9 protein-coding genes and 1 pseudogene are annotated in these 11,878 nt (G+C 70.4%); 9 read left to right on the top strand and 1 reads right to left on the bottom strand.

What is annotated here, in order from left to right:
* Positions 1 to 169: 169 nt before the first annotated feature.
* Positions 170 to 874, top strand: a complete 705-nt coding sequence (locus ACFYYH_RS09860) for a DUF4190 domain-containing protein (RefSeq protein ID WP_388548283.1) — start codon at positions 170 to 172, stop codon at positions 872 to 874.
* A gap of 20 nt (positions 875 to 894) precedes the next feature.
* On the opposite strand, the gene ACFYYH_RS09855 is transcribed toward ACFYYH_RS09860, so the two are convergent.
* Positions 895 to 1,467: an NADAR family protein gene (locus tag ACFYYH_RS09855; protein WP_388548281.1), complete on the bottom strand. Its 573-nt coding sequence runs from the start codon at positions 1,465 to 1,467 to the stop codon at positions 895 to 897.
* A 187-nt stretch (positions 1,468 to 1,654) separates the two neighbouring features.
* Between ACFYYH_RS09855 and ACFYYH_RS09850 the strand changes: the two genes are divergently transcribed.
* The 8 genes and pseudogenes from ACFYYH_RS09850 to ACFYYH_RS09815 all read left to right on the top strand — a co-directional run bounded on the left by ACFYYH_RS09850 (position 1,655) and on the right by ACFYYH_RS09815 (position 11,868).
* Positions 1,655 to 3,172 (top strand): gamma-aminobutyraldehyde dehydrogenase, encoded by a 1,518-nt coding sequence (locus ACFYYH_RS09850; RefSeq protein WP_388548278.1) that lies wholly within the window; start codon positions 1,655 to 1,657, stop codon positions 3,170 to 3,172.
* Positions 3,173 to 3,222: 50 nt separating this feature from the next.
* The gene (locus tag ACFYYH_RS09845) at positions 3,223 to 4,470 is read left to right on the top strand and encodes a PotD/PotF family extracellular solute-binding protein (RefSeq protein ID WP_388548275.1); all 1,248 of its coding nucleotides are present in this window, start codon (positions 3,223 to 3,225) and stop codon (positions 4,468 to 4,470) included.
* Between the two features lie 103 nt (positions 4,471 to 4,573).
* Positions 4,574 to 5,740, top strand: coding sequence for an ABC transporter ATP-binding protein (locus ACFYYH_RS09840; protein WP_388548272.1), 1,167 nt, complete (start codon positions 4,574 to 4,576; stop codon positions 5,738 to 5,740).
* Entirely contained in the window at positions 5,737 to 6,684 is a 948-nt protein-coding gene (locus ACFYYH_RS09835) for an ABC transporter permease (protein WP_388548270.1), read from the top strand. The genes ACFYYH_RS09840 and ACFYYH_RS09835 overlap by 4 nt, the downstream gene beginning before the upstream one ends.
* Positions 6,684 to 7,499 carry an ABC transporter permease gene (locus tag ACFYYH_RS09830; protein ID WP_388548267.1) on the top strand — a complete coding sequence of 272 codons (816 nt, stop codon included), beginning with the start codon at positions 6,684 to 6,686 and terminating at the stop codon, positions 7,497 to 7,499. The genes ACFYYH_RS09835 and ACFYYH_RS09830 overlap by 1 nt, the downstream gene beginning before the upstream one ends.
* A gap of 58 nt (positions 7,500 to 7,557) precedes the next feature.
* Positions 7,558 to 8,979 carry an NAD(P)/FAD-dependent oxidoreductase gene (locus tag ACFYYH_RS09825; protein WP_388548264.1) on the top strand — a complete coding sequence of 474 codons (1,422 nt, stop codon included), beginning with the start codon at positions 7,558 to 7,560 and terminating at the stop codon, positions 8,977 to 8,979.
* A 280-nt stretch (positions 8,980 to 9,259) separates the two neighbouring features.
* Positions 9,260 to 9,700: pseudogene (locus ACFYYH_RS09820) on the top strand (hypothetical protein); the annotation flags it as partial.
* A gap of 323 nt (positions 9,701 to 10,023) precedes the next feature.
* Positions 10,024 to 11,868 (top strand): chitinase, encoded by a 1,845-nt coding sequence (locus tag ACFYYH_RS09815; RefSeq protein ID WP_388548261.1) that lies wholly within the window; start codon positions 10,024 to 10,026, stop codon positions 11,866 to 11,868.
* Positions 11,869 to 11,878 lie beyond the last annotated feature (10 nt).

Raw genomic sequence — 11,878 nt, 5'->3', positions numbered from 1 at the left:
CTCCGGAGGGTGGCGCGGACGCCGGTGGTACGGCTGGTGCGGCGGCCCGCGGGGGCGGGGGTTGCCCGCCCCCTGCCCGGGGCAGCTCGGGTCAGGGATCATCGTAGGCCGGGCCGGTTCCGCGTACGGCGGAGGCCGTAGCATGACGGAATTACGATGGGGGAGGCCCATGTCTGACAAGAGCGAGCAGCCGTCCGGCGGCTACGAGCCGAGTGATCCCTGGGCTCCGCCGGAGCACAGGGTGCCGCTGGACAAGCCGGCGGCGCACCAGGAACCCCGGCCGCCGCAGGGCGGTGGCGTGCACGACCAGCCTACGGTCATCGGGATACCCGGCGGCGAGCCCGGCACCGGGGCCGTACCGCCGCCGCCGACCGCCCCGGGCGGACCGGCCCAGCCGGCTCCCGGCCCCTACGGCTACCCGGGCGCACAGCCCCCGACCGCGCCGGGCGCCCAGCAGCCCGCGGACCCGTACGGCACCACACCGGGGTACGGCTACCCCGCCGCCGGGTATCCCGCCGCCGGGTATCCGGGGTACGGCACGACCGGCTGGCAGCCGGGCCCGTCGAACGGCATGGGGATCACCGCCCTGGTGCTCGGCATCATCTCCGTGGTCGCCTTCTGCCTCTGGGGCCTCGGTGTCGTCATCGGTGTCCTCGCGCTGATCTTCGGAATCATCGGGCGCCGCAAGGTCCGGCGGGGAGAGGCGACCAACGGCGGGATGGCGCTCGCGGGCATCATCCTCGGCTCGATCGGCGCCCTGATCAGTGCCGCGTTCGTCGGCTTCCTGATCTGGGCCATCGCCAACGAGGACAGCCTGGACACGACGGACACGGATCCGTTCGCCACGTCCCTCGTGGTCGGCGCCGACCGCTGAGTCCGCCGGGTCGGCCCGCTTCACGCCGCCCTGAGGCGCCCGCGCGCCTCCATCAGCGCGAACCCCAGCAGATTGAGCCCGCGCCAGCGTCCGGGGTCCTGGGCGCGCTCGTCGTCCGAGGCCAGTCCGATGCCCCAGATACGGTCCATCGGGCTGGCCTCGACGAGTATCCGCTCGCCCGTGCCCAGCAGGAACGCGCGCAGCCCGGCATCCTGTCCGAACTTGTGGACATTGCCCCGCACCACGATCTCGAAGCGCTCGCGCTCCCACACGGCCCCGTCGAAGTCACTCACCAGCCGCCCCGCCTTCTTGGCGAGCGCCGGACTCGCCGCGCCGACGGCCGCGCGCGCGGCCTCCTCGTCCCCGAAGAGCCGGGCCTTGCCCGCCATCATCCAGTGCTCGGCCGTCGCGTACTCCACTCCGTCGACCGTGAAGGGCGAGGGCCACCACTGGCTGAGACAGCTCGCGCCCAGCGTGCCGTCCCGCCGCGGGGTGTGCCCCCAGAAGTGCAGAAACCGCAGTGTCTCGCCGCGCTCCGCCCGCTCGACCAGCCCGGCCGCCGTGCGGACCCCGTTCCCCCCGTGCTTCACCATGCACGCGATTCTGGCAGCCGCCACTGACATTCCGTACGCCTCCGAGCACACTGACGCGACACATGGTCGACCGATTCCGTCGCGTAACCAAAAGGCAACAACGGAATCCCTTGTTGAGGAGCACGTGCTCTGTCAGGATCGGCACTCAATTGAAGCCGGAACGACGACTGGACCCACGGAGAGCGTCATGAGCAACCGCTTCCAGGTGCGGGACCGCTTCGCGGACGGCGCGCACTTCATCGGCGGGCGGACGCGGTCCGGTACGTCGGGGCGTACGCACGCCGTCGTGAACCCGGCGACGGGCGAAGAGATCCTCACCTACGAACTGGCCGGTCCGGCCGATGTCGACGACGCCGTCGCCGCCGCGCGCGAGGCCTTCCCCGGCTGGGCGGGCGCCACCCCCGGGGCGCGCTCCGACGCCCTCCACCGCTTCGCCGGGGTCCTCGCGGAACAGGCCGAGGATCTCGCGTACGCCGAATCGCTCCAGTGCGGCAAGCCGATCAGACTGTCCACCGAGTTCGACGTACCGGGCACCGTCGACAACACCGCGTTCTTCGCGGGGGCCGCCCGCCGTCTCGAAGGTGTCTCGGCCGGCGAGTACAGCGGCGACCACACCTCCTACGTACGCCGCGAACCGATCGGTGTCGTCGGCTCCGTCGCGCCCTGGAACTATCCGCTCCAGATGGCCGCCTGGAAGATCCTCCCGGCCGTCGCCGCGGGCAACACCATCGTGCTGAAGCCCGCCGAGATCACCCCCCTGACCTCGCTGATGTTCGCTCGGGCCGCCCAGCGGGCCGGGATCCCCGACGGTGTGATCAATATCGTCACCGGCGCCGGTCCCGACGCCGGTGAGCATCTCGTGGGCCACCCCGATGTCGTGATGACGTCCTTCACCGGCTCCACCGCCGTCGGACGGCGCGTCGCCGAGATCGCCACCGCCACCGTCAAACGGCTCCATCTGGAACTCGGCGGCAAGGCCCCCTTCCTCGTCTTCGACGACGCGGACCTGGAGGCGGCGGTCCACGGCGCGGTCGCCGGAGCGCTGATCAACGGCGGCCAGGACTGCACGGCCGCCACCCGCGCCTATGTCCAGCGCCCGCTGTACGACGCCTTCGTCGCGGGGGTCGCCGCGCTGATGGAGACCGTACGGCTGGGCGATCCCCTCGACCCGGCCACCGATCTCGGCCCGCTGATCTCGCACGCCCACCGGGACCGCGTGGCCGGCTTCGTCGAGCGGGCCCGCGGCCATGCCCGGGTCGTCACCGGCGGCGAGGCGCCCGGAGGCGAACTGAAGGAGGGCGCGTACTACCGTCCCACGCTGGTCGTGGACGCCGCCCAGGACAGCGAGATCGTCCAGTCCGAGATCTTCGGACCGGTCCTCGTCGTGGTGCCCTTCGACTCCGACGACGAGGGCATCCGCCTCGCCAACGACACCCCGTACGGCCTCGCCGCCTCCGCCTGGAGCCGCGACGTCTACCGCACCGGGCGCGCGACCCGGGAGATCAAGGCCGGCTGTGTCTGGGTCAACGACCACATCCCGATCATCAGCGAGATGCCCCACGGCGGCTACAAGGCCAGCGGGTTCGGCAAGGACATGTCGGCGTACTCCTTCGAGGAGTACACCCAGATCAAGCACGTGATGTACGACAACACGGCGGTGGCCAGGAAGGACTGGCACCGCACGATCTTCGGTGACCGCTGTTGAACCGTGTCCGGTCCGGCCGGTCCTCTCACCCACCCGAAAGGGCACAGCGCATGGAGCAGTACGAGCCCGAGCGTCTCTCCCCGGCCCAACTGGCCGCCGTGCGGCGCAGTATGACCAGCGGCCGGGGCGCGCTCACCCGCCGCTCGATGCTGCGGGCCACCGGTGTCGGCGCGCTCGCGATCGGCGGGCTCGCCGGTCTCGGCGGCTGCGGGATCCCGCCCGCGAAACGGGAGGGTGAGGGCCCCGCCTCCACCGACCACTCGGCGCGCGAGAAGCGGATCGTCTTCTCCAACTGGACCGAGTACATGGATGTCAGCGAGGACGAGAAGCACTACCCCACGCTGGACGCGTTCACCAGGCGCACCGGGATCGCGGTCAAGTACACGGCGGACATCAACGACAACGTCGAGTTCTTCGGCAAGATCCGGCCGCAGCTCGCGGCCGGCCAGGACACCGGCCGTGACCTCATATGCGTCACCGACTGGCTCGCCGCCCGGATCATCCGGCTCGGCTGGGCGCAGAAGCTCGACCCGTCGAACCTGCCGCACGCGTACGCGAACCTCTCCCAGCAGTTCCGCTCGCCCGACTGGGATCCGGGCCGCGCCTACAGCTATCCGTGGACCGGTATCCCCACCGTCATCGCCTACAACTCCCGGGCGACCGGCGGACGGAAGATCGAATCGGTCTCCCAGCTCCTGGACGATCCCCAGCTCAAGGGCCGGGTCGCCTTCCTCTCCGAGATGCGCGACACCGTCGGCATGACCCTGCTCGACCAGGGCAAGGACCCGGGCTCGTTCACCGACGACGACTTCGACGGCGCCATCGCCCGGCTCCAGAAAGCCGTCGACAGGAAGCAGATCCGCCGCTTCACCGGCAACGACTACACCGCCGACCTCGACAAGGGCGACATCGCCGCCTGTGTGGCCTGGGCCGGTGACATCGTCCAGCTCCAGAGCGACAACCCGGACGTCAGGTTCGCGATCCCCGAGAGCGGCTACATCATCTCCAGCGACAATCTGCTGGTCCCGGCCAAGGCACGGCACAAGACCAACGCCGAACGGCTCATCGACCACTACTACCAGCCGCCGATCGCCGCCCAGCTCGCCGCCTACATCAACTACGTCTGCCCGGTCGACGGGGTGCGCGCCGAACTCACCAAGATCGACAAGTCGATGGCCGACAACACGCTGATCCTCCCGGACGCGGCGATGGCCGCCTCCTCGCACGCCTTCCGCTCGCTGAGCGGCGAGGAAGAGACGGCGTACGAGGAGAAGTTCGCCAAGCTCATCGGCGCCTAGGGCCTCCCGTCCGGATCCTGCCGGACTCGCCTGATCCAGACGAAAGACTCAGCTCCGCGCCGGCCGTCCGCCCGTCCACCTCTCATCCCCGGGACCGTTACCCATGACAGAGACCGCATCCACCAGCCGGGGCGGCGGCGACGTCCGCCTCACCGGGATCAGCAAGACGTACGGCTCCTTCCACGCCGTCGAGCCGCTCGACCTGACCGTGCCCCAGGGCTCGTTCTTCGCCCTCCTCGGCGCGTCGGGCTGCGGCAAGACCACCACCCTGCGGATGATCGCCGGCCTGGAGGAACCGACCACCGGCACGGTCTTCCTCGGGGACACGGATGTCACGGGACTGCCGCCGTACAAGCGACCGGTCAACACCGTCTTCCAGAGCTACGCGCTCTTCCCGCACCTCGACATCCACGAGAACGTCGCCTTCGGTCTGCGCCGCCGCGGTGTCAAGTCCGTGCGCAAGCAGGTCGGCGAGATGCTCGACCTGGTCCAGCTCGGCGACTACGCCAAGCGCAAGCCGCACCAGCTCTCCGGTGGCCAGCAGCAGCGCGTCGCCGTCGCCCGCGCGCTGATCAACCACCCGCGGGTGCTGCTGCTCGACGAGCCGCTGGGCGCCCTCGACCTCAAGCTGCGCCGTCAGATGCAGCTCGAACTGAAGCGTATCCAGACCGAGGTCGGCATCACCTTCATCCATGTCACCCATGACCAGGAGGAGGCCATGACCATGGCCGACACGGTCGCGGTGATGAACGCAGGCCGGGTGGAGCAGCTCGGCAGCCCCGCCGATCTCTACGAGAACCCGGACACCACCTTCGTCGCCAACTTCCTCGGCACCTCCAATCTCATCGAGGCCGAGGTCGCCGGGACCAACGGCGGGGACGTGGTGGTCACGGCGGGCGGCGCCAAGCTGCGGCTGCCCTCGGACCGGTGCTCCGCGCCCACCACGGGCGGCGGCAGACTGCTGGTCGGCGTACGGCCCGAGAAGATATCCCTGGCCCACGCGGACGACGCCGGGACCATCCCCGAAGGACGCAACCGGGTCACCGGACGGATCGCCGACTCCAGCTTCATCGGCGTCTCCACGCAGTATGTGATCGACAGCCCGGTCGGCCCCGGGCTGGAGGTGTACGCGCAGAACATCGAGCGGGACGGCCGTCTCGGCCCCGGCGCCGAGGTCGTTCTGCACTGGAACCCGGCGCACAGCTTCGGCCTCGACGCGGCGCAGGACATCGACGCGGGCACCGGGACCGTGGCCGGGGAGGCCTCGTGACCACCACGCAAGCCCCTTCCGCGGCCACTCCGCCCACCCCGTCCGCCGCGGGGGCCGGACCGGCTCCGCGCAGGACCCCCACGCGCAGGCGGCTCGTCCCGTACTGGCTGCTGCTGCCCGGGATCCTCTGGCTGCTGGTCTTCTTCGCGCTGCCGATGGTCTACCAGGCCTCGACCTCCGTCCAGACCGGCTCGCTGGAGCGGGGCTTCGAGGTCACCTGGCACGTCGCGACCTACTGGGACGCCCTCCAGGAGTACTACCCGCAGTTCGTGCGCTCCCTGCTGTACGCGGGCACCGCCACCGTCCTCTGTCTGCTGCTCGGCTATCCGCTCGCGTACCTCATCGCCTTCAAGGCGGGCCGCTGGCGCAATCTGCTGCTGGTCCTGGTCATCGCGCCGTTCTTCACCAGCTTCCTGATCCGTACGCTCGCCTGGAAGACGATCCTCGCCGACGGCGGCACGGTCGTCGGCCTGCTGGACACCCTGCACGTACTCGATGTGACGAGCTGGCTCGGCTGGACCGAGGGCAACCGTGTGCTGGCCACGCCCATGGCGGTCGTCTGCGGTCTGACGTACAACTTCCTGCCGTTCATGATCCTGCCGCTCTACACCTCGCTGGAGCGCATCGACGGCCGGCTCCACGAGGCGGCGGGCGATCTCTACGCCCGGCCGCTGACCACCTTCCGCAAGGTGACGTTCCCGCTGTCCATGCCGGGTGTCGTCTCCGGCACGCTCCTCACCTTCATCCCGGCGAGCGGCGACTACGTCAACGCCGAACTGCTCGGCTCCACCGACACCAAGATGGTCGGCAGCGTCATCCAGACCCAGTTCCTGCGGGTCCTCGACTATCCGACGGCCGCCGCGCTCTCCTTCATCCTCATGGCGGTCGTCCTGCTGATGGTCACCGTCTATATCCGCCGAGCAGGGACGGAGGACCTGGTCTGATGGGCGTTCTGACGGATGTGACGCGCTGGATCCGGCGCAATCTGGTGATCATCGCCGGGCTGCTGACGCTGGGCTACATGATCGTCCCCAATCTCGTGGTGATGGTCTTCTCCTTCAACAAGCCCAAGGGCCGCTTCAACTACTCCTGGCAGCGCTTCTCGCTGGACGCCTGGAAGGACCCCTGCGGGGTCGCCGACCTCTGCGGCTCGCTGACCCTCTCGCTCCAGATCGCCGCCTGGGCGACGCTCGGCGCCACCGTGCTCGGCACGATGATCGCCTTCGCGCTGGTGCGCTACCGGTTCCGGGCGCGCGGCGCGGTCAACTCACTGATCTTCCTGCCGATGGCGATGCCCGAGGTGGTGATGGCCGCCTCGCTGCTGACGCTCTTCCTCAACCTGGGCGCGCGGCTCGGCTTCTGGACCGTGCTCATCGCCCACATCATGTTCTGCCTCAGCTTCGTGGTGACGGCCGTCAAGGCACGGGTCATGTCCATGGACCCGAGGCTGGAGGAGGCGGCACGCGATCTCTACGCGGGGCCCGTGCAGACCTTCGTACGGGTCACCCTGCCGATCGCCGCCCCCGGCATCGCGGCGGGCGCCCTGCTCGCCTTCGCGCTCTCTTTCGACGACTTCATCATCACCAACTTCAACGCCGGCTCGACCGTGACCTTCCCCATGTTCGTCTGGGGCTCGGCCCAGCGCGGTACGCCGGTGCAGATCAATGTCATCGGCACGGCGATGTTCGTCGTCGCCGTACTGATGGTGGTCGCCGGCCAGCTCGTCAGCAGCCGGCGCAGGAAGACCGCCACCGTGTGACCGCCCGGGGCACGCCCGTTCCGGGTGCCACGACCAGGTTCCGAAGGAGTTGGAAGACATGGCCCCAGGCGCCATGCGTACTGCCCTGACCTCACTCGCCGACGCGCGGCCGGTTCCGTACTGGCTGGACGACCCCGGCAGGCCCGGGGCACTGCCCGCCCTCACCGGCGACGAACACTGCGATCTGCTGGTCGTCGGCGGCGGCTACAGCGGACTGTGGACTGCGCTGCTCGCCAAGGAGCGCGACCCCGGCCGTGATGTCGTACTGATCGAGGGCCACGAGGCGGGCTGGGCCGCCTCGGGCCGCAACGGCGGCTTCTGCGCCGCCTCCCTCACCCACGGCTTCGCCAACGGACTCGCCCGCTGGCCGGACGAACTGCGCACGCTGGAGGAGCTGGGCGAGCGCAATCTCGACGGGATCGAGGCGACGGTCGCCCGCTACGGCATCGACTGCGCCTTCGAGCGCACCGGCGAGATCGATGTCGCCACCGAGCCGTACCAGCTCGACGAACTGCGCGCGCTGTACGAGGAGGCGACCGCGCTCGGCTTCACGGGACTCGAACTGCTCGACCGGGACGCCGTGCGGGCCGAGGTGGACTCGCCGACCTTCCTCGGCGGGCTGTGGGACCGGCGCGGGGTCGCCATGCTGCACCCCGCGCGACTGGCCTGGGGACTCAAGCGGGCCTGCCAGGAACTGGGGGTGCGGCTCTACGAGAACACCCGGGGCCTGGAACTGGCCCGGGTCCGCTCACGCGGCGGCATGGCCGTCCGCACCCCGTACGGCAGGGTCTTCGCACGGCGCGTCGCCCTCGGCACCAATGTCTTCCCGTCGCTGGTCAAGCGGATCCGTCCGTATACCGTCCCGGTCTACGACTACGCCCTGATGACCGAGCCGCTGACGGACGAGCAGCTCGGCGCCGTCGGCTGGAAGAACCGTCAGGGGCTGGGCGACAGCGCCAACCAGTTCCACTACTTCCGGATCACCCCCGACCACCGGATCCTGTGGGGCGGCTACGACGCGATCTACCCGTACGGCGGGCGGCTCAGCGCGGATCTCGACCACCGGCCCGAGACCTATCTCAAGCTGGCCACCCACTTCTTCGCCTGCTTCCCGCAGTTGGCGGGCGTGCGCTTCAGCCATGCCTGGGGCGGTGCGATCGACACCTGCTCGCGCTTCTCGGCCTTCTTCGGCACGGCGTACGACGGCCAGGTCGCGTATGCCGCCGGATACACCGGCCTCGGTGTCGGCGCCACCCGCTTCGGGGGCGAGGTGATGCTCGATCTGCTGGCGGGGGAGCGCACCGAGCGCACGGAGCTGGAGATGGTACGGAGCAAGCCCCTGCCGTTCCCGCCCGAGCCGGCCGCCTGGGCCGGGATCGGCCTCACCAAGTGGTCGCTGGCGCGCGCGGACGCCCGGGGCGGCCGGCGCAATGCCTGGCTGCGCACGATGGACCGGCTGGGGCTCGGCTTCGACAGCTGATGGCCCGGCCCGGCTCTGGCTCCGGCTCTGGCTCCGGCCCCGGCTCCGGCCCCGGCTCCGGCTCTGGCTCCGGCCCCGGCCTCGGCTCTGACTCCGGGCGGACGGGGACCGGTGCGGGGGCCGGACGCGGGGACACACTCCGCGTCCGGTGGTGCGTCTCGGGCGGTGTGAGTCAGATCACTGTCAAGTAGTCACCCGAACCCGCGTCATCCACCGGCACCCCCGGTGTCTCGCCTCCTGAGGACACACAGTCCAGCACTACGGAGGGGAGGCCGGGCGTATGACTGGTTCGGGGGCACAGGCCGCGGTGGAGTGGCTGGCATCGGTGGCACCGGATCCTGAGGCCTGCCGGTGGGAGTGGGAGCGCAGTCCGCTCGGGGTCGCTCTCCTGCCCGCCGGCCGGCGCTGGGACGTACTGATCCTGCCCGCCGATCTCGGCTATCCGACGCTCGACGTGCTGACCAGGCTCGTCGACCGTCCGGGACCGGTCCTCGCCGACTTCGGCGACTCCCGGATGGGCTTCTTCGTACCGCCGGGGACGGCCGCGCGCTGGCTCGGTACGGGTGTACGGGGCGCCGGCCACGGCACCTGGATCGTCGTCCCGTACCCGGGGCGGGCGACCGGCGGGATGCGCTGGCTGATACCGCCGGACGGCGAGGGCACCCTCACCGACCCGTCGCTGCTCGAACTCGCGATGCACGAGGCGGCGGCCGGAATGGCGGGCAGGCCCGGTCACGCACCGCTGTGGGACGAGGAGGCCGAGGGGACGTGGGGGGACGCCGCGGACTGGGGGGACAGCGGGAGCGGGAGCGGGGGCGCGGGCGAGAGCTGGGCCGACGACAGCGGCCCGGGGGACGGCCGGGGAATAGGGGACGGCCGGGGGACGGGGGACGGCCGGGGGACGGGGGGCAGCGCAGGCACGGGGGACGGCAGGGGCAGGGGGGACGGCGGGGAGTGACCGGGCGGGGGCGGAGCTGTCAGAGGTCTTGACCCGACAATTGGTCTGGACCATGCTGTGCGCGCTCCGCCACGTCAACTCCCCCCATGCCCGGAGGCATTGTGGAACGCACCAGACGTCCGGCCCTGTACCCCAGACTGGTGGCCGCCCTCGCGGCCGCCCTCCTCACCGCGGGCGGTCTTGTCGCCGCCGCGCAGACGGCGCGGGCCGCCGACGCGGACCTCGCCCGTAACGGAAACTTCGAGTCCGGCCTCAGCGGCTGGAGTTGCACGGCGGGCAGTGGCGCCGTCGTCGGCACACCCGTACATGGCGGCGGCGGTGCGCTCAAGGGCACCCCGGCGGGCAGCGACAACGCCAAGTGCTCCCAGTCGGTCGCGGTCCAGCCGAACTCCGCCTACACCCTGAGCGCCTGGGTCCAGGGCAGCTATGTCTATCTGGGCGCGTCCGGGACCGGTACCACCGATGTCTCGACCTGGACGCAGTCCGCGCCCGGCTGGCAGCGGCTCACCACCAGCTTCCGCACCGGACCGGGCACCAGTTCGGTGACCGTCTACACCCATGGCTGGTACGGCACCCCGGCCTACTACGCCGACGATCTCACCCTGGTGGGTCCCGGCGGCACCCCCGCCCAGCCCCCGGCCGTCCCCACCGGACTGAGGGCGGGAACGGTCACCTCCTCCTCCGTTGCCCTCTCCTGGTCCCCCGTCCAGGGGGCCACCGGCTACACCGTCCACCGGGGCGGCACCAGGGTCCTCGACGTCAGCGGCACCTCCGCGACCGTCACCGGGCTCAGCCCGTCCACGGCGTACAGCTTCCAGGTCGCCGCGACCAACACGGCCGGCACGTCGGCCCTCTCACCGGCCGTCAGTGCCACCACGTCCGCCTCCGGCGGCGGGGGCGGAGGCGGCGGCGGAAGCCTGCCCGCCCACGCCCTCGTCGGCTATCTGCACTCCAGCTTCGCCAACGGCTCCGGCTACACGCGGATGGCCGACGTACCCGACTCCTGGGACGTCATCAACCTCGCCTTCGGCGAGCCCACCTCGGTCACCTCCGGCGACATACGGTTCAGCCTCTGTCCGGCCGCCGAATGCCCGAACGTCGAGTCGGCCGCCGAGTTCAAGGCCGCCGTCAAGGCCAAGCAGGCCGCCGGCAAGAAGGTCCTGATCTCCATCGGCGGCGCCAACGGGCAGGTGCAGCTCGCCAGTACGGCCGCCCGTGACACCTTTGTCTCCTCGGTGTCCAGGATCATCGACGAGTACGGTCTGAACGGTCTCGACATCGACTTCGAGGGCCACTCGCTCTCGCTGAACACCGGGGACACCGACTTCCGCAACCCCACGACGCCGGTCATCGTCAATCTGATCTCAGCGATCAAGACCCTCAAGGCCAGGTACGGCCCGGACTTCATTCTGACGATGGCGCCCGAGACCTTCTTCGTACAGCTCGGGTACCAGTACTACGGATCCGGCCCCTGGGGCGGCCAGGACCCGCGCGCCGGGGCGTACCTCCCGGTGATCCACGCCCTCCGGGACGATCTCACCCTGCTCCATGTCCAGGACTACAACTCGGGCCCGATCATGGGGCTGGACAACCAGTACCACTCGATGGGCGGCGCCGACTTCCATATCGCCATGACCGACATGCTGCTCACCGGCTTCCCGGTGGCCGGTGACACCTCGAAGGTCTTCCCGGCGCTGCGCCCCGACCAGGTGGCCATCGGTCTCCCGGCCTCGACGCAGGCGGGCAACGGCCACACCTCGCCCGCCGAGGTCAACAAGGCGCTGAACTGCCTGACCAGGAAGACCGACTGCGGTTCCTACCAGACCCATGGCACCTGGCCCGCGCTGCGCGGACTGATGACCTGGTCGATCAACTGGGACCGCTTCAACCAGTGGGAGTTCTCCCGGAACTACGACGCGTACTTCGGCTGAGACCGGACGC

This window comes from Streptomyces sp. NPDC002018 (assembly GCF_042890865.1).
Taxonomy (GTDB): Bacteria; Actinomycetota; Actinomycetes; order Streptomycetales; family Streptomycetaceae; genus Streptomyces.
This window is presented reverse-complemented; position numbering and strand designations above follow the sequence as displayed.